Source organism: Oricola thermophila, from assembly GCF_013358405.1.
Classification (GTDB): Bacteria; Pseudomonadota; Alphaproteobacteria; order Rhizobiales; family Rhizobiaceae; genus Oricola; species Oricola thermophila.
The window spans coordinates 2,349,582-2,367,910 of sequence record NZ_CP054836.1; the positions used below are offsets into that span (position 1 = coordinate 2,349,582).

Below are 18,329 nucleotides of genomic sequence, written 5' to 3' on the forward strand. Positions count from 1 at the left end.
TGAATTACGGACCGAACATGGTGTTCGGCAGGAGAAGAGCGATCTGGGGGAAGAGGATCAGAAGGACGATCATCGCCCCCATCGCGAACCAGAACGGCCAGACACCCCGAAAAATGGTGTTCATGGGCACATCCGGAGCAATGCCCTTGACGACAAAGACATTGATACCGACCGGCGGCGAGATCAGGCCCATCTCAAGAACGATGACCATGAGAACGCCGAACCAGATCATGTCGAACCCGAAGCCTTCCAGCAGGGGTTGAAGGAGCGGAAGGGTAAGGACAAGAATGGCAAAGCCTTCCATGAACGTGCCGAGCACGATCAGGGCCAACAGGCAAAGGATGAGCACCGTGTAGGGACCTGCACCAAGGCCAACGACCCATTCGTTGAGAGCATCGGGTATGCCGCTCAAGGCCACGAAGGGCGTGAAAACGAATGCGCCCATCAGGATGTAGAAGGTGGTGGCCGTCGACGCGAGGGTATCGCCCAGGGCCTTCCTGATTTCCGGCCAGCGGAATGCACCACGCAAGACGGTCGCGACAAAGGCGAGAAATGCGCCGATGCCCGCGGCTTCAACTGCGGAAAATACACCGCCATAGATACCGCCCACGGTGATCACGACAATTCCGATGATCCAACGTGCGCGCAGCAATGCGCGGAACCGCTCACGTATCGGAACTTTCGCCAGCGCGTCGGGTGCCAGATCCGGATTTCGCATCACCTGGATCGTGATTGCCGCCATGAACAGGCCCATCAGGACAAGTCCCGGCAACACCCCGGCCATGAAAAGTCGGCCGATGCTTTCCTCGGTCAGAATGGCATAGATCACGAATCCGGCCGATGGCGGGATCAGGATCCCGAGCGTGCCGCCGGCAGCGACCGAACCGGTCGCAAGCGCGTCCGAATAGTGATACCGCTTCATTTCAGGAATCGCCACGCGCCCCATCGTGACAGCACTGGCGAGGGACGACCCTGACAGGGCCGAAAACCCGGCGCACCCCACGATCGTAGACGAGGCAAGACCGCCCTTGCGATGCCCGAACCAGGCGTGTGCCGCATCATACAGGTCCCGGCTCATCCCCGATACGCCGCTCAAGTTTCCCATCAGCACGAAGAGCGGCAGGATCGTCAGCGAGTAGAGCGAGGACACCGAGAAGCTCTCGCCTGCCAGCGTCGAAAACACGGCCACGTCGCCCCGCGGATGAAGCAGCCAAATCCCGCCTGCCCCGACAGCCAACATCGCCGTTCCCACCGGAACGCGTATCGCGAGAAGAACCAGCAGGAGGACAAAGCCAAGGAAACCGATCATGATATCCGACGGCATCAGAACTGCTCCCCGTCGTCTTCGGATGAATGCTCCTCGACCGGTGTGCCCGTGAACAGATCGACCAAGAGGATCAAACCGAACAGCGCCATGCTCAGCGAAAGCGCGAAATAGAATGGCATGTGCGGAATACTCAGATTTGGCGTGAAATAGCCGCAGGCCTTGCCACAAAGCCCCTTTGTAAACAGGGCATAAGAGGTAAGGAACGCAACCGCGATACCAACAAGCCGTGCGATCGTGTCGGTCACACGCAACACCCTGCGACCAGCCTGCATCGAGATCACGTCGACATGCACGTGCGCTCCACGCCTGGCGCCGTAGGCAATCGAGCCTGCTACGACAAACGCCAGCATTACCCGGGACACATCCTCAATGCCGAAAATGGGCTGACCGAAAACGTATCGGCCCGCCACGGCGACAACAGTCGTCATCACGAGGATCACCACTGCCAGCCCGGCCGCAAAGGCGAACAGGTCGCCAATGCGGGTAAGCCATCCTTTCAGCGACTTTCCGGGCATGGAGGTCACTCGCCCTTCATCGCCGCGTAGATATCGGCACCACTGACACCATTGAATGTTCCGGCCTTGAACTTGTTCAGCGGTGCTTCGAAGGCTTGTGTGATGCGCGCCACCTCTTCCGGCGACAGGGTGATGATTTCGACGCCCTCGTCACGGGCAAGCTGAAGCGCGGAAGCCGCCATACCTTCCGTCTTCACTGCCCCCGCCACGCTCAGTTCACGCCCTCCAGCGGCATCAACCCAAGCCCTTTCCTCGTCGGACAGCGCCTCGTAGCTCTGGTTGTTCATCAACATCCAGAACGGAAGACCGGCTGTCGGCATGCCCAACGTGATGTATTTGCCGGGCTCATAGAGCTTGAAGTCCCGCACCGAGGTTGGATCGATGGCGATCGCGTCAATCGTGCCGTTGGCGAGGTTCTGATTGATCTCTTCCACCGACTGGGATACCGGGGCCGCGCCCAGCGCGGACAGGAATTCGGCTTCGATATTCGAACTCACCCGGATTTTCAGGCCTTCGAAGTCCTCCAATGTCCTGATCGGCTTGTCACGCGTGACAATTGCCATCGGTTCATTGGACCACATGGCGATTATCTTGGCGTCGAACTCCTCATCTATCAGATCCTCGGCGCGCCAAAGAGCCTCGGTACAGTCGATGCCGGAATTGCAGATGCCGGGCACGCTGACAGAGCTGGAAATCGGAAACAGGTCGTAGGTATAGCTCGAAATACCAAACGCAATGTCCGTCACCCCCTCGACAACGGTCGAGTATTGCAGCGCGGGATTCGAGTTGAGCGTGCCACCGGGATACTGTTTGACGGTCAATGTGCCCCCGGAGAGTTCCGCAAGCTTCTCCGCGAACGGCGCGAAGAATGCCTCGTTGAACCGATGTTTCGGCCCCATGAAGTAGCTGAGGCTGAACTCGGTGTCGGCGTGCGCTGCACCAGCCAGAGTGCTTGCGGCCAATGCCGCCAGAAGTGCTTGTTTCAGTGTCATATTATCTCCTCCCAAGTGTTGAACGTGATTTTCAGCCTCACAACTGAACGGTGACCCACTTCAGTTCTGTCATGGCTTCCAGGTCAGCATCGGTACCTTCCCGACCGACACCAGATTCTCCGTTGCCGCCGAAGGGCACATGCGCTTCGTCATGAATGGTCGCGCCATTGATGTGGCACATGCCCGCGCCGATGTTCCGGGCAAAGTGGAAGGCTCGGTTGATGTCCTTCGTGAAGATTGCCGAAGAGAGCCCGTATTCGGTGTCGTTGGCCTTCTCGAGGCCTTCCTCGTAGCTATCGATCGGATAGATCGAGGTCACCGGTCCGAAAGTTTCCGTCTTGCACACGGTCATCTCCTCGGTCACGTCCGTCAGCAACGTCGGCTGGCAACGGTTCCCGATCCATTCCCCGCCGGTGACAACGGTAGCGCCCTTGGCGACCGCATCGGCAATGTGATCCCGGACGCGCTTTCGCTGACGTTCGGAAATGATCGGCGCGATAACCGTCTCGGGATCGCGCAGATCTCCCATCCCGACCTTGGAAGCGACCATTGCGAAACGCTTGACGAATTCGTCGTAGAGCGGGCGCTCGACGTAAAAGCGGCTGGAGCCAATGCAGGCCTGACCCGCAAACATGAAGATCGAGCGGGCCGCCATCGGCACGGCCTTGTCGAGGTCGGCGTCCGCCAGGATGACGGTCGGACTCTTGCCTCCCAACTCCAGCGTGTTGGGCGTCTTGTTCCTCGCGCAAATCTCGGCGATGTGCTGACCAACCACGGAAGAGCCGGTGAAGGTGACAAAATCCACATCCTTGTGACCGGTCAAATCATCGCCGATTTCATGACCGATGCCGGTCACGACGTTGTACGCCCCTGCCGGGAACCCGGCTTCAGCGACGATCTCCGCGAACAACACGGTCAGGTGCGGCGCCATTTCCGAAGGCAGATGAACGACCGTGTTGCCGACAGCGAGGGCATTGGCCACCAAACGGGCTGTCTTGATCAGCGGCACGTTGAAAGGCGTGATCACCGCGACGACCCCACGGGGCTCGCGGATCGACATCGAGAATTTTCCGGGCGCATCAGAGGGATACGTCTCTCCTCGCACTTTCCTGCACATGCCAGCGGCCGCCCGGACCATGGTCAGGCCCTTCTCATACTCAAACATGGCCTTCTGGATCGGGGAGCCGATCTCGTCGATCAGACAGTCGAACAGCTCGGCCTTCCGCTCTTCCATGATCTCGGCCACGCGCAGCAGCCAGCGCTCTCGATCTTTGGGCAGGGTTTCGCGATATTCCGGGAAGGCGGATTTGGCCGCTGCAACGGCCCGGCGAACATCATTCCCTGTACCCTTGGCCGCGCGAGCATAGAGACTGTCGTCGAGCGGATTCACCACATCGAAGAGACCGCCGTCTTCGGCATCAACCCATTCTCCGCCAATGAAGTGCTGCAATGTCCTGATTTCGGCTTTCGTATCCATGAGATGGCTCCTGTACCTGCTACCTGCGGACGATCGTCCGCGGCAGGAAAAGTGCGATTGGCGGAAAGAGGATGAGAAGGCCGACCATTGCAGCCATGGCGTACTCGATCAGATCGCAATCAAGTCCGTTGGCAACGGGGATCACGACCTGAATCGTGAGCGCCAGCATCGCCACGGATTCCAGCAGCATGCGGGAAAACATGTATGCCACGATTTCCTCCCCGAACCGGTTCAGCCGCGCGACGAAACTTGGGATCCCAAACGACTTCGCGACTGAACAAACCATCCACCTCCTCCGGCAGACAGCCCGAGAAAACACCATTTCGGGATCCCAAATCAAGAGGAAAAACGCAATTTCGATCAAAATTTCCGAGCGCTGGTTGACTTTGGGATCCTAAGTTCCCTGAATAGCCGCATGGAATCTTTTGACACGGAACTCGCGTCCCGGATCAGGGCCGACATCATCAATGGCATCTACAAGGAAGGCGAACGCCTGTCCGAGGCTCAGCTATGTGACACTCACCAAGTCTCGCGCACGCCCGTTCGCTTGGCGTTGCGCCTGCTCGAACGCGAAGGGGTCGTCCGTCGCGGCGAGGGTCGCGGCTACATAGTACAGAGCCCGACCGTGACGGACATCCTTCAAGCCGTGCAAGTCCGCGGCCATCTTGAAAGCCTCGCAGCCCGGCTCATGGCCCAGTCACCGGAACGGACCAAGCATCTTCCGGAAATGGAGCGAGCCATCGACACGATCGAGAGCCTTGTGCGACTGGGAAGACTCGACGATGCAGTGATCCGCCAGGCACAGGCGGCAAACAAGGTCTTTCACACCACGATCTTGGCCGCCTGCGGAAATGACTATGTCGGCTATACCTGCGGACAAATCAGTCATTTGCCCATGCTGGCGGCTGGATCGATGGTATTCGACCGAACCGTGGGGGACACACCCGAGCATGTGGAACGCGGGCTGTTCCGGTTGCGCCTCGGCAATGCCCAGCATCGGGTTATCTACGAAGCAATCGAGAAGGGCGATGCTGTTCGCGCCGAAGGCATGATGCGCGAGCATTCGCACACGATGATCGAATACATTCAATTGTTCGAGAAACGGGATGAAAACCTGACGGTTGCGGACCTGATCGCCTATTCAGGCATTGAATCCTGATCGACCTGTGTAGCCGAATGCCCGCCTATTCGAGACAATCTGTCCGAACGTCCGGTCCACGGTCATCACCGACGAGCCATTCCGACTCGGTTGCCCGGTTTTCTCATTGAGCCACCCGAAGCCCAATTTCGGAAACGGACGACACCACACCACCAATTCGCATCAGGGAGACATGCAAATGGCCAAGATCGGCGAAGACATCATCGGGACGAGCGGCCTGCCGCCGTTTTTCAAACTTGCCAATGCCGACGAGGTGTCGATCGACGCACCTCAGAATCGCAAGGGCGACGCATTGCGGACCTGGGTCCGCAGCCTGAGCGGTTTCCAGAAAGAAGCGCTCGTCCGTTCGGCAAAAACGGGAGAAACATGGCGCCTCGTTTCCGACGAAGGGCCGTATCTCAACGGCCATGACGCGGCCCCCTGCCCGCTCGCCTTTCTCTCCGCCGGTATGGTGGCGAGCTTCATGAACGAGATCCTGGCACTGGCCGAGCGGCAGGGAATCGATATCCGCAAGCTCAGGCTGGTCCAGGACAACTACTACACGATGAAAGGCTCCATGCCGAAACGCACCATGGTCGGCGGAGCGGAGAACATCGAGCTGCTGGTCGAAATCGATTGCGATCTGGACGACGCAGCGCTGAACGAGTTCTTGATCAACGCAACCTATGCCTCGCCCCTGAACGGGTTGATGCGCGGGCAACTGGAAAGTCTCTTCAAGCTTGGCAAGAACGGAACCGAACTGCCGACCAACAAGGTGGCGGAGCTTGACGGACCGCTGTTCCCCGATCCCGGCAATCACTTCGAAAAGGCGAAACCGGAACCCGGCGACCTGCCACTGATGGAGCCTGTCGGCCCCACACCGAAGAAGGAGGTGGCCAAGGGGACAGCATCGGGCGGTTCATCGCTCTCGGACGAACAGGACCGCCGGCTCAATATCGGCGCTGTTGCCACAATGCGCGAGGACGGGATCAAGGAGATCCAGCAGATGCAGTACTCGCCCTACGGCACCTCGTTCCGCTTCCTGAGTTCGGAAGACGGACGTGCGCCCGACGCCAACACCCTTATCTCGGCGGGGATCGGATTTTGCTTCATGACCCAGTTCGGACGCTTCGTGTCGATGCTGAAGCTCGACCTGCCGGATTACAGGATCGTGCAGGATACACATTTCAGCCTCGGGGGAGCTTCCGGCGGCACGGGCAAGGCCGGCGAAGCAGACCCGGTGGAAACCCATGTCTACCTGGAAACCTCGGAGTCCGACGAAACGGCACAGGAGATGCTGGATATTTCGGAGCAGACCTGCTTCCTGCACGCCTTCTGCCGCACAGACCTGAAGACAAAATTGAGAGTGCAACGTATCTGAAGCACCAATTGCGCTGGACGACGGCGCTGACCTGAAACCAAGTCCCGTACGTCCCCAGGTTGCGCCGAACTCTGCCAATTGTGGGAGACGATCCGGTGGGGCAGGTCACTCTCGAAAGGGGCGGAAACAGGTTTTGCAGCCCTGCCCCTTTCCGGCTCGGAAGAATTTTCGGGGGCCGGCCCGGGACAAGTCCGGATCCAAGCAGTGAGCCTGCAACAGCAGGAAGACTGGTTTTCCTCACCCCTCGACTTCGTGAACCGTTTCCGGAAGCAGCCTCTCCTCGTTTCCCGCAGGAGCTGCAGAGCCGGGACCGACGTCCAAACTACCATGTCTGGTCCGGATCGCTCGCTTCGGCTTTCTTTGCCTTCGTGGCGGTCTCCCCGTCCGGTTCGGCTACGTCCCCGGCTTTCGTCTCGCGGCCGATCGCCCATTCGAGCGTCTGGACGACTTCATCCACCAGCGAGATATGCGGGATTTTGGGTGATGCGGCCTGATCAGGCGGCGCTGAGGATCGACTTGACAAGAAAACCGGGGCAGCCGCACGGACGGCCAAAAAACGCCCATCAGTCACCTCGGTCGCAGGCGGCAATCAGCACTGTGAAAAGTTTTCGGAGGAGTTTTGAGGCAATGGAAAGTGACGCGATTCAGTCACTTGGTAAAATCGGCGCGTTCTGCTCCGACACCTTGGCCCGACCAAGATGGTTCAAAGATATCCTTAAGCTCGAGCCTACGCCTGAGAGGCCGACCTAAAAAATATAGTAATATTAGTAGGTTGTGGTTCCATCGGATTTGCGAAGATTCGATTGAGAGCACGATGCCCTGGACTGATATCACCCGGTCTCACCATGTGCGCCGGCACTGCCGTTATGCAAGCGATCTCAGCGATGCGGAATGGCGATTGATTCAACCGTTGTGCCGTTGCGGCGCCGGCTCGGCAGCCCTCGCAAGGCCAACTTGCGCGAGGTAATGAACGCGATCCTTTACATGGCCTCGACCGGTTGCCAGTGGCGCATGCTGCCGAAGGAGTTTCCACCGTTTACGACGGCGCAGAACTATTTCCACGACTGGCGCGACAATGGCATCCTGCGCTTGATCAGCAACACCCCGGTGGCCCAGGCCCGCGAGAAGGATGGCCGGGAAGCCATCCCTTCGACCGGCGTGATCGACATCCAGCGCGCCGCAGTTGAACGCGCCGGCTGCATTTTCAAACTGAGACACCGCCTGATCCCCCCCTAATGAAGTGGTCCGCCGTCATGTTTAGGAAAACGGAGGATCAATAGGGCAATGCTCCCGGTGCAGAGGCCTGACGATGGATTGCGGCCTGAAACTTAACATCCATTGATATTGTGCCCGGGAAGATTGCAGCCCAGAGCCGCCATCAAAAGCCATAACTCACTGATATTTTTGCTCGCCCTCAGGCGAAGGTAACCGTTTCCTCACGAATTCCATTTCAGGTGTTCTTCGAGTTCAAGAGGGGCAACCCGATGACGGGCACATTGCTTCAAACGACCATAAATCCGATCATTTCCCTGTTCCTGTTTTCCGTGTTGTTTGTCGTTTGGCGCAGGCAGCCAGACCTTCTTCACGTGTTGAACTGGTCATTCACATACGCGGTGGCCGGGCTCGGATTCGTATTCGCGGGAATCACCGCGCACTTTGGCGGTTGGTGGCTCAGCTGGATCGTCAACCTCCTGTTCGGCCTGGTGAGCCTCTTTACCGCGAGAGGCATGCAGATCCGCTACCAAGGCAGGCCCAACGACCGGCAGCTATTTGCGATCTACGGCGGCCTGATAGCTGTGGCGTCATGGTTCTCCTTTGTGCATCAGGACGTACTCCTGCGCGGAACATCCGTAAGCATCGGCATTATCGCATTTCTCGTGGTATCGGCCCTGGCGCTGATCAGAGCGCCCAAACGGGATCGAATCGACCTGTTGCTTCTCGCAGGAATTTGCTTTGCCGTACTGCTCATAGCAGCAAGAATGGCCGGCACGCTGGTCATGCGTGAACAACTCGATTCCGCGGGTCGGGTGGACTCGTTCTGGTTCCAGTCATTGCTGGTTGTTGCGCTATTCGGCTGGATTTCGCTAGCCATCCTGTTTCTGGTAAGGATCGCCACGGACGCCATGCGGGACGTCGCCGAGCAATCCGTGACGGACATGTTATCCGGTGTCAGAAACCGGCGTGGCTTCTTCAACGAAGCGGCAGCAATCTTGCACGGCAACCCAATGCATCGCCCGACTACCGTCGCCCTCTTCGACATTGATCACTTCAAACGGATAAATGATACCTGCGGACACGGTACCGGAGACAATGTCATCCGGGGACTCGCGCGGATTCTGAAGCAGACTGTCGCAGACCGAGGCATTGTCGGAAGATTGGGAGGCGAGGAGTTTGCCGTTATCCTGCCGGGGGTGGATGTCCCGACTACCCATGTGATTGCAGATGAAGTCAGAAATGCTTTCGCCAAGGGAAGGCATGAAGGAGTTCCGTCTTCCATTGCAACAACGGTTAGTGTGGGGGTCGCCGCCTGCCAGCATCAGGAAAAGATCGACGAGGTACTCGAGCGCGTCGATTCCGCTTTGTATGAGGCGAAGCGGAGCGGCCGAGACAGGGTGGTAATTTCAAAAGCGGCCTAAGAGACAAACCGCACCGCGCATACCGATCATGTTTTGGACCGGACACCGCCTTGTCCTCGGCCTCTGCACGGTGTCGCCGTCGAACGCCTCCTGGCCTTGGGCATTCCGATCACAGGAAGGCTGCGTGGATGGCCAGGCGCCTGAACACGCTGCTGCATGAAATGAAACCGGGGCCGGTAGAGCCAACAGCTCTACCGCATGACAGGCAGGGCCTATTGCGACCATGCACAGGATGTACCGACCGGCCTATATCGCAAAGCATGCACCGTCAGCGCCCATGAGACAATTGCGACAACGAGTCCTGACGCCCCGGAATTCAATCAGGAACCTGTCGCCTTCAAACCCAGCTGCTCAAGCACTTCGCGATTGTGCTCGCCAAGCAGCGGAGGCGGTCGGTCAAAGCTCAGGGAGGCCTCGGCGAATTTCATGGGCGAGACAACACTTGGCACGGTTCCCGAGAGCGGATGCGGCAGATGCCGCAACATCTCGCGATGCAGAACCTGCGGTTCTCCAAGCACCTGCGGAACCGAATTGATCGGCGCACAAGGGACCTGTTTTTCCGTCAGGATTCGGCGCCAGTCCGCCATGTCGCGTTGAGCGAGCAGTTCGCATATCCTCGGATGCAGCGTGTCAAGATTCCGAACCCGTTCCGCGTTGGTGGCATAGCGCGGATCGTGCGCCATTTCCGGGTCTCCCAGCGCCTCCGCGAAGCGCGCGAATTGTTCGTCGTTGCCGACCGCGAGCACCATGTGGCCGTCCCGCACGGGAAAGATGTCCTGCGGCTGGATGTTGGGATGCTTGTTGCCCCTTCTCTTCGGCGTCTCCCCCGATACGAGATAGTTCATCGCCTGATTGGCAAGCATGGACACCGCAACATCAAGCATTGCGATATCGACGAATTCCCCTCGTCCGGTTTCGTTCCTGCGCGACAGCGCTGCCAGTACAGCGACGCCGGCATACATGCCGGTCATGATATCGATGATCGGAATGCCTACCTTCTGGGGCCCCGCGCCGGGCTCGCCGTCCGGCACACCGGTGACAGACAACAGACCTCCCATGGCCTGGATCATGAAATCGTAGGCGACATCACCCGCCATCGGGCCGTCCTGGCCGAACCCGGTGATCGAGCAATAGACCAGCCGGGGATTCAGTGCGCGCAGCGCATCCGGCCCGAGTCCATATCGTGCGAGCGTGCCGGTCTTGAAATTTTCCAGAAGGATATCCGAACCGAGCGCAAGTTCACGAATGGCGTCCTGCCCGTCCGTGCTCGCGAGATCGATTTCCACCGACTTCTTCCCACGGTTGACCGAAAGGTAGTAACCGGATTCGCCGGTCTCCCTGCCGTCCCGGTCTTTCAGGTAAGGCGGGCCCCACCGGCGGGTATCGTCCCCCACCCCCTTTCGTTCGACCTTGATGACCTCTGCCCCCAGATCGGCAAGCAGCTGGCCGGCCCACGGGCCGGCCATGATTCGGCTCATGTCCAATACACGGATGTGCGAAAGTGGTCCTGTCATGTCTGTCCCTGACTTGAATCGCTACAGCGAAAGGACGGTGTCAGCGCCCCTTGAAAATCGGCTCGCGTTTCTCGACGACAGCCGCCGTCGCTTCGCGGGCATCTTCGGTCTTCATGAGCAGCGTGCTGTATTGCTGCTCGATCTGGTAAGCCTCATCCACCGGCAGGAACTCGATCTGGTTGAGCGCCTGCTTGCCCAGACGCAGGCCGATCGGTGCCTTGGCCGCGATCTTTGCAGCCAGCGTGTGAGCGATATCCATCAGTTCCTCCGGTGCCGTGACCTCCTGCACGAAACCGAGCCGCCAAGCCTCCTGTGCATCGATCGGTTCACCGGTAAAGAACATGCGTCGCAACATGCCCTGCGGGATGTGACGGCCCAGATGCGCTGCGCCACCGCAGCGCCCGACATTGATTTCGGGCATGGCAAAGCGCGCGTTACGGGAAGCTATGCGAATATCGCAGACCGACGCCAGGACCGCTCCCGCTCCCAGGGCCGGTCCATTGACAGCGGCGATGGTCGGTATCACGCAATCGCGGATCGACTTGAAACAACGACGCACAACGCGCGCGCGGGCAGGGTCCTCCTCGACCGTGGCGGCGAGGAACTCCTTCAGATCCAGCCCCGCGCAAAAGGCGCGCGTGCCGGCGGCGGTGAAGACGATGCAGTTGATGCCATCCCAACCGTCCGCATCCTCAAAGGTCTCCGCGATTTCCCGGTAGTCGGCAAGCGTGATCGCATTGACTGGCGGACAATCAATCGTGATCTCGGCGACTCCGCCCGAAAAGGTGGTCTGGATGCTCATTCCGGTTTCCTCTCCAAAAGTCTCGTTACCTGTTTCAGACGGACTGCAGCGAAATCGCTATGCCCTGCCCCACACCGATGCACATGGTTGCGAGCGCCCGTCGGCCTTGCCCGTCGGCAAGCAACCGCGCCGCGGTACCGGTGATGCGCGCCCCGCTCATTCCAAGCGGGTGACCCAAGGCGATCGCGCCACCATTCCGGTTCACATGTTCGGCATCGTCGGGCAGTCCAAGTCGACGCAAGACAGCCAGTGCCTGGCTGGCAAACGCCTCATTGAGCTCGATCACGTCGAAATCGGTCACATGCAGCCCCTGCATCGCGCACAGTTTCTCGGTCGCCGGGGCAGGGCCGATACCCATGATGCGCGGAGCCACGCCGGCCGTCGCGCCGCCGGCAATGCGCGCTAGCGGCGAAAGTCCAAACCGCTCGACGCCGGCTGACGAGGCAAGCAGAAGCGCTGCGGCGCCGTCATTGACCCCGGAGGAATTGCCCGCGGTCACGCTGCCCCCGGCCCGGAACGGCGCCGGCAGGGATGACAGCTTTTCGATCGAAGTTTGTCGCGGATGCTCGTCCGCATCAAACAGACGTGGAGGGCCCTTTCGCTGAGGCACTTCCACCGGGATCGTTTCGCCTGCAAAGAAACCGGACGCGGCAGCGGCGGCTGCACGCTCCTGACTGCGCAGCGCAAACGCATCCTGGTCACCCCTGTCAATGCAGAACTCGGCGGCCACGTTCTCGGCGGTTTCCGGCATGGAGTCCGTCCCGTGGAGGCGGTGCATCTCAGGATTGACAAAACGCCAGCCGATCGTGGTGTCCTCTACGGTTGCCCGGCGGGAGAAGGCTGCTTCCGCCTTCGGCATGACAAACGGGGCGCGGCTCATGCTTTCGACGCCACCGGCAATGGCCAGATCCCCTTCGCCCAGCGCTAGCCGGCGCCAGGCAGCAAGAACGGCATCCATACCCGAACCGCAAAGCCTGTTGATCGTGGTACCCGAAACGGTCTCGGGCAATCCGGCAAGCAGCAGGGCCATGCGCGCGACACAGCGATTGTCCTCGCCTGCCTGGTTCGCGCAACCGAGGATGACGTCAACCAGTTCGTCCCAGTCCAGACCGACATTGCGAGCCATGAGCGCACGAATCGGCACGGCAGCAAGGTCGTCAGCCCGGACGGAAGACAGACCGCCGCCATAGCGCCCGATCGGTGTTCGGACATAGTCGCATATGAATACATCCCTCATCGGCTATGCCCCTGTCCCGGCATCGAGTTCCGACAGGACATCCGCCACGCCTCCCGCGCGATGGCCCGGGCCGACGGCGTCGGCGAGATCCGCGAGTGCGCACTCTATTGAAGTCCTGTCCTGGCGGGTCGCCCAGTAAAGTGGTCCGCCCCGCCAGCGCGGGAAGCCGTATCCGTTGACGAATGCCACATCGACGTCGGATGCCCGCGCGGCAACGCCATCTTCGACGAGACACGCCGCCTCGTTGACAATTGCCGCCAGAAGCTGCTGTTGAATGGTCGATGTGTCGAAATCACGGGGAACCACGCCGGCGCGCGCCCGCGCCGCATCTATCAACGCATCGACTTCTGGATCGACCTTCGCACCGCCGCCGCTGTAGTCATACCAGCCCTTGCCGCTCTTGCGCCCTAGCCGTCCGGCCTCGCAAAGCAGGTCGGGGATCTCCACGTAGCGTGCCTCGGGATCGCGTGTCGCTGCCTGCCGCTTGCGCATCGCCCATGCGATATCGAGCCCCGACAGATCGGAGACCGCAAAGGGTCCCATGGCGAATCCGAACGCGGTTGCCGCCGCGTCCACGGCCTCCGGCGATGCGCCGTCGAGCACGAGCAATTCCGCCCGCCGGCGATATGCGGCATAAACGCGATTGCCTATGAAGCCCTCGGCGACCCTTGCGACAACCGGCTTCTTGTCCAGTTTTCGCGCAAGCTTCAGCGCCGTAGCCAGCACCGCATCGCTGGTTCGGCCCGCACGCACGATTTCCAGAAGCTTCATTATGTCGGCGGGACTGAAGAAATGCAGACCCAGAACACGTTCCGGTCGTGCAGTTCCCTCCGCCATGGCATCGATGTCGAGATAGGACGTGTTGGTCGCAATCAATGCATCGGGCGCCAACACGCTCTCGAGAGCCGTCACAACCTGGCGTTTTGCGGCCATGTCCTCGTAAACGGCCTCGATCGCGACATCGCACCCACCAACCGCCGATATATCGGTAGCCCCGTGCAAATTAAAAATGTGCGCCTGGTGTTCGGCTGCAGATATGCGTCCTTTTCGGACCTGCTCCGAAAGGTTTTCGCGTATTCGCGACAACGCATGATCCAGTGCGGCCGCATCACGCTCTATCAAAGTAACGGTCAGCCCGGCGGCAAGGAAGGCGAGGGTGATGCCCTGCCCCATCGTGCCACCACCAATCACTCCCGCACGCTCAATCGGGCGTGCCTCTGCCCGATCCAGCCCTGGGACAGAACCCGCGCGCCGCTCGGCGAAGAAAAGGTAACGGAGTGCCTTCGCCTCGTCACTACGACGCAACCTCTGAAACGTCGCACGCTCTTCGGCCAAAACACGGTCCGCATCCGGCTCTCTACTGCGACGGACAAGTTCCAGCGCAGCGACGACATTTGGGCGACGGCGCCCAAGGTGCAAAGCGCGCTCTGCAGCCGCTTCTATTTGCGTATCAGGCTCACGCGGCACTTCGATTGTCCGCAATACCCTTTTCGGTCGCCGTTCTGCGGACAAAAAATCCACGGCCGCCTGCAGCAAGTCTTCACCGGCCAGCATATCAATAAGATTCAAATCCAAGGCCTCTTCGGCCGAGATACGCTCCGATCCACAAACCATCGCGATAGCGCGACGGATCCCGATAAGTCGCGGAAGTCTCTGTGTGCCCCCCGCACCGGGCACAAAGCCGAGAGAAACTTCGGGTAGTCCCAGCTTGGTGCCGGGTGAAGCAATCCGATAGTCGCATCCCAGCGCCAGCTCCAGTCCTCCACCAAGAGCCACGCCATGCATAGCCGCAATGACCGGAAATGATACCGCTTCCAATGCCGCAATGACATCCGGAAGCTCGGGCCAGCGGAGCTTGTCATCAAACTCGCGCATGTCGGACCCCGCAACGAAGGTTCGCCCGGCCCCGATCAGAACCGCACCCTTCGCTCCCCGCATTTCCGCATCCTGCAGTGCCTTGATCAAGCCCGCGCGCACAGCGTGCGAACCGGCATTGACCGGCGGATTGTCGATGGTCAGGACAGCAATAGCGCCGCACATTTCCATGGTCACGCTCTGTTCGTCTTGAGGCGCGGCGGCTTGCTTGAGATGCGTGTTCACGGAAGAACTCCTCCCGGCTTTAGTCGATCCGAGCACAAATCCCGCGGCAAAGACGGCCAAAGGGCCGTTCGCTGACACCGCATGGTTCGTCGATGAAAAGAAGCTAGTGTTTTGATTGTTGACGGTAAAAGCCCGAATGCGAAAAGGTCCTTTTAAGTTTTCGACATCCCCAGCAACCGCGATTTCGCTTCGGCTCCCTTCAGAATTTGACATGCGGTATTCCGCGTGCCGCTTGCCCGAGCCGCCAAGGGGCGTTATGGCGCGAAGGTGTTTCCTGCGGGCGAGGTATATTTGGCACCATGAACTGGTTGCATGCGGTCCGGGTCTTCCGCGAAGTCGCCCATCTTGGTTCCTTGTCAGCGGCAGGACGCAGACTGGGCATGTCGCCAGCCACCGTTTCCCGCCATGTCACCGCGCTGGAACACGCCCTGAATGCGAGCCTGTTCCACCGCAGCAGCCGCCAAATGAGCCTGACCGAGGCCGGACGTACCTACAAGACAATGATCGAACCGATCATCGCCCAGATCGACGAGGCCAAACTGGCAGTCGAAGGTCTTCATTCGAATCCACGCGGCGTACTTCGTGTTCATTCACGGCAAATGGTAGGTGCGCAGTATCTGACGCCGCTTCTCCCGAAATTCCTTGATCGGTACCCGGAAATCGACGTCGATCTTGCGATGTCAAATTACGAAATCGACATCATCGAAAAAGGCATTGATGTCGACATCCGCATAGGAAAGTTGAGTGACAGCGCGCTCCACGCGCGCAAAATTGCCACGAGCAGGCGAATCGTTGTCGCGTCTCCCACCTTCCTCCAGATACATGGCGACCAGCTCAAGAGCCCATCAGGTCTCGTGAATGTCAGCTGCCTGACCTATCGGCTGAGCAAAGGCGCCGTCATCTGGCGGTTCCGTCGCGGATCCGAAGAGATCGAGGTTCCGGTAACGGGACGCCTGCAGTCCGACAGCGGAATGACCCTGTTATCCGCAGTCATGGATGGCGTTGGCGTAGCGCTAATGTCGGACTGGGCGGTTCGAGAAGCAATAGCCGACGGTCGGCTGGTGCCGCTCTTTACGGATTACAGCGCGAGTCACAGCGACTACGAAAACGGCATCTACGCGGTATTTGAGAAGCGCGAGTACTTGCCCCGCAAGACCAGGGTTTTCATCGACTTTCTATGTGACGAGTTGGCTTACCTGAACGACGACTGATCCTGCCCGGGTCATGCTGCCGGCTTTGCCACACGGAATCGGGTGGCGAGGGGGCGCAGGATGGGCAGCACAAGCATCACCACAGCCAGCCCCAGGAAGGTCGAGGAGATCGGGCTGGAGACAAGCGCCAGCGGATCGCCGCGCCCGATGAGCAGCGCCCGGCGGAGATTCTCCTCGATCATCGGTCCGAGCACGAACCCCAGCAGCAACGGGGCCGCGGGAAAGCCTCCGAGCATCATCAGAAAGCCCAGCGCGCCGAACCCTATCATCAGATAGACATCGAAGAAGCTGGCTCGCACCGTGTAGACACCAATGCAGATCAGGAACAGCATGCCCACGTAAAGCGCCCGGTATGGAATTTTCAGAATGCTGACGAACACGCCTATCAGCGGCAGGTTCAGCAGCAACAGCATCAGGTTGCCGAGCCAGAAGCTCATGATCAGACCCCAGAACAATTGCGGCTGATCCAACACCAGTCCCGGCCCCGGCGTGATGCCGTGGATCACCAACGCGCCCAGCAGAACCGCCATGATGGGGTCGCCGGGAATGCCGAGGCTGAGCGTCGGTACGAAGGCGGCCTGAACCGAGGCGTTGTTCGCGGATTCAGGGGCGGTGATCCCCTCGACGGCGCCCTTGCCGAATACTTCGGGCGTGCGGCTGACCCGCTTCTCGACCGCATAGGCAAGGAAGGAGGCAATGGTCGGGCCGGCACCGGGCAGCATCCCGATGAAATTGCCGATACCGGTCCCGCGCAGCATAGGCATTATGCTTTTGCGCACGTCTTCGCGGGTCGGCATCAGCGCCTTCAGGGAAACGCTGGTAACACGGGGATGGTTGGCGCTGCCAAGGACCAGATTATTGAGAATCTCGGCGACGCCGAACAGGCCCATGACCAGTGCCACGAGGCTCACTCCCTCGGCCAATTCGTTGAAGCCGAACTGGTAGCGCAGCGTACCGGAATAGATGTCCATGCCCACGCCGCCGAAAAGCAGGCCGACCACCACCATCGAAAGACTCTTGATCCTGGAACCGGAGGACAGACTCGATGCCACGACCAGGCCGAAGACCATGATCGCGAAATACTCCGCGGCGCCAAATTCATAGGCGAAGGCGGCAATCAGCGGTGCGAGAAGCATGAGAACAATGATGGCCAGCGAACCGCCGACGAATGACGCAATCGTCGTCATGGCAAGCGCGACACCTGCCCGTCCCTGCTGGGCCATTGGGTAGCCGTCAAGGCATGTGATCGCGTTGGTCGCGGTACCCGGCATGTTGAGTAGTATGGATGCGGTGGAGCCGCCATACTGCGCGCCGTAGAAAATACCGGCCAGCATGATGATTGCCGTGGTCGGGTCCATGTAGAAAGTCAGCGGCAGAAGCAACGAGATCGTCGACAACGCGCCGATACCCGGCAACAGCCCGATTACCGTTCCGACCAGAACACCGACGAAACAGAAGAGCATGTTGCCCGGCGCGAAAGCGACCTGTGAACCCAGCGCGATATTGTGAAAGATGTCCAAGGTGGATCCGTTCAATACTTGAATGCTGCCAGTGTCAGCCCGAGTCCCTTCACGAAGAGCAGGTAGCCGGCCCCGCAAAGTACGACGATCAGGCCAAGCAGGAGGCTCGGCCTGGGCCGCCCCGCAGCGAAGGAGGCCGCCAGTACCAGTGCCACGGTTCCCGGAACGAGCCCGAAACTCGGCGTCAGCACCGCCCAGGCCAACAGGCCGCCGAATACGGACAGTGCGGCATGCCAGCGGATTTGCCGCACAGGCAATTCGTCCTGCTGGCCGCCCAGTAGCGACGCCAGCACCAGTCCCAGCCCCAGAAGGGTGAGCGCGATCCCCGAGACAAGGGGAAACAGTCCCGGACCGATAGACCGCAAATTGCCCAGCCCGTACGACACGGCCTGCGCGGTGACGAGGAGGCCGACGGCGGTAAGAATACCGCCACCGGCCATGTTGCTCTTGTTCACGGTCACTGCTTGTTCCGTCCCGGA

General features: G+C 59.9%; 17 protein-coding genes. 5 read left to right on the forward strand and 12 right to left on the reverse strand.

Annotation, left to right across the window (positions count from 1 at the left end; translation table 11 throughout):
* Positions 1 to 4: 4 nt before the first annotated feature.
* Genes HTY61_RS11395 through HTY61_RS11415 form a run of 5 tightly spaced genes read right to left on the reverse strand, consistent with a single transcriptional unit; the run spans position 5 to position 4,522 of the window.
* Complete coding sequence (locus tag HTY61_RS11395; protein WP_175276902.1) at positions 5 to 1,324, reverse strand: TRAP transporter large permease; 1,320 nt, start codon at positions 1,322 to 1,324, stop codon at positions 5 to 7.
* Positions 1,324 to 1,842: a TRAP transporter small permease gene (locus tag HTY61_RS11400; RefSeq protein WP_246273037.1), complete on the reverse strand. Its 519-nt coding sequence runs from the start codon at positions 1,840 to 1,842 to the stop codon at positions 1,324 to 1,326. Before HTY61_RS11400 ends, HTY61_RS11395 begins: the two co-directional genes overlap by 1 nt.
* A gap of 5 nt (positions 1,843 to 1,847) precedes the next feature.
* Positions 1,848 to 2,834, reverse strand: coding sequence for a TRAP transporter substrate-binding protein (locus HTY61_RS11405; protein ID WP_175276904.1), 987 nt, complete (start codon positions 2,832 to 2,834; stop codon positions 1,848 to 1,850).
* A 37-nt stretch (positions 2,835 to 2,871) separates the two neighbouring features.
* The gene (locus HTY61_RS11410; RefSeq protein ID WP_210268613.1) at positions 2,872 to 4,284 is read right to left on the reverse strand and encodes an aldehyde dehydrogenase family protein; all 1,413 of its coding nucleotides are present in this window, start codon (positions 4,282 to 4,284) and stop codon (positions 2,872 to 2,874) included.
* 46 nt (positions 4,285 to 4,330) lie between these two features.
* Positions 4,331 to 4,522, reverse strand: a complete 192-nt coding sequence (locus HTY61_RS11415; RefSeq protein ID WP_175276906.1) for a hypothetical protein — start codon at positions 4,520 to 4,522, stop codon at positions 4,331 to 4,333.
* Between the two features lie 204 nt (positions 4,523 to 4,726).
* On the opposite strand from HTY61_RS11415, the gene HTY61_RS11420 reads away from it, so the two are divergent.
* Together HTY61_RS11420 and HTY61_RS11425 are read left to right on the forward strand one after the other, a co-directional pair.
* A complete protein-coding gene (locus HTY61_RS11420; protein WP_175276907.1) occupies positions 4,727 to 5,470 on the forward strand; it encodes a GntR family transcriptional regulator in 744 nt (247 codons plus the stop codon).
* Positions 5,471 to 5,648: 178 nt separating this feature from the next.
* Entirely contained in the window at positions 5,649 to 6,830 is a 1,182-nt protein-coding gene (locus HTY61_RS11425) for an OsmC family protein (RefSeq protein ID WP_175276908.1), read from the forward strand.
* 322 nt (positions 6,831 to 7,152) lie between these two features.
* Here the strand turns inward: HTY61_RS11425 and HTY61_RS19615 are convergent, their stop codons facing one another.
* On the reverse strand, positions 7,153 to 7,287 hold the full coding sequence (locus HTY61_RS19615) for a hypothetical protein (protein ID WP_281367540.1): 135 nt from the start codon (positions 7,285 to 7,287) through the stop codon (positions 7,153 to 7,155).
* 434 nt (positions 7,288 to 7,721) lie between these two features.
* Between HTY61_RS19615 and HTY61_RS11430 the strand changes: the two genes are divergently transcribed.
* Both HTY61_RS11430 and HTY61_RS11435 read left to right on the forward strand, forming a co-directional pair.
* Positions 7,722 to 8,066, forward strand: a complete 345-nt coding sequence (locus tag HTY61_RS11430; protein ID WP_175276909.1) for a transposase — start codon at positions 7,722 to 7,724, stop codon at positions 8,064 to 8,066.
* A 248-nt stretch (positions 8,067 to 8,314) separates the two neighbouring features.
* A complete protein-coding gene (locus HTY61_RS11435; protein WP_175276910.1) occupies positions 8,315 to 9,466 on the forward strand; it encodes a GGDEF domain-containing protein in 1,152 nt (383 codons plus the stop codon).
* A gap of 320 nt (positions 9,467 to 9,786) precedes the next feature.
* Here HTY61_RS11435 and HTY61_RS11440 read toward each other — a convergent pair whose 3' ends face one another.
* The 4 genes from HTY61_RS11440 to HTY61_RS11455 are packed head-to-tail and all read right to left on the reverse strand — an operon-like array spanning position 9,787 to position 15,332.
* The gene (locus HTY61_RS11440) at positions 9,787 to 10,980 is read right to left on the reverse strand and encodes a CaiB/BaiF CoA transferase family protein (RefSeq protein WP_175276911.1); all 1,194 of its coding nucleotides are present in this window, start codon (positions 10,978 to 10,980) and stop codon (positions 9,787 to 9,789) included.
* Between the two features lie 40 nt (positions 10,981 to 11,020).
* Positions 11,021 to 11,782: an enoyl-CoA hydratase-related protein gene (locus tag HTY61_RS11445; RefSeq protein ID WP_175276912.1), complete on the reverse strand. Its 762-nt coding sequence runs from the start codon at positions 11,780 to 11,782 to the stop codon at positions 11,021 to 11,023.
* Between the two features lie 34 nt (positions 11,783 to 11,816).
* Positions 11,817 to 13,019 carry a 3-oxoadipyl-CoA thiolase gene (gene pcaF, locus HTY61_RS11450; RefSeq protein ID WP_175276913.1) on the reverse strand — a complete coding sequence of 401 codons (1,203 nt, stop codon included), beginning with the start codon at positions 13,017 to 13,019 and terminating at the stop codon, positions 11,817 to 11,819.
* Positions 13,020 to 13,022: 3 nt separating this feature from the next.
* The gene (locus HTY61_RS11455; RefSeq protein ID WP_246272788.1) at positions 13,023 to 15,332 is read right to left on the reverse strand and encodes a 3-hydroxyacyl-CoA dehydrogenase NAD-binding domain-containing protein; all 2,310 of its coding nucleotides are present in this window, start codon (positions 15,330 to 15,332) and stop codon (positions 13,023 to 13,025) included.
* 86 nt (positions 15,333 to 15,418) lie between these two features.
* Here HTY61_RS11455 and HTY61_RS11460 point away from each other — a divergent pair, with 86 nt between their 5' ends.
* Positions 15,419 to 16,330, forward strand: a complete 912-nt coding sequence (locus tag HTY61_RS11460; protein WP_175276914.1) for a LysR family transcriptional regulator — start codon at positions 15,419 to 15,421, stop codon at positions 16,328 to 16,330.
* Between the two features lie 11 nt (positions 16,331 to 16,341).
* Here HTY61_RS11460 and HTY61_RS11465 read toward each other — a convergent pair whose 3' ends face one another.
* Positions 16,342 to 17,850, reverse strand: coding sequence for a tripartite tricarboxylate transporter permease (locus HTY61_RS11465; protein ID WP_175276915.1), 1,509 nt, complete (start codon positions 17,848 to 17,850; stop codon positions 16,342 to 16,344).
* A gap of 11 nt (positions 17,851 to 17,861) precedes the next feature.
* The gene (locus HTY61_RS11470; RefSeq protein WP_175276916.1) at positions 17,862 to 18,311 is read right to left on the reverse strand and encodes a tripartite tricarboxylate transporter TctB family protein; all 450 of its coding nucleotides are present in this window, start codon (positions 18,309 to 18,311) and stop codon (positions 17,862 to 17,864) included.
* Between the last annotated feature and the right edge of the window lie 18 nt (positions 18,312 to 18,329).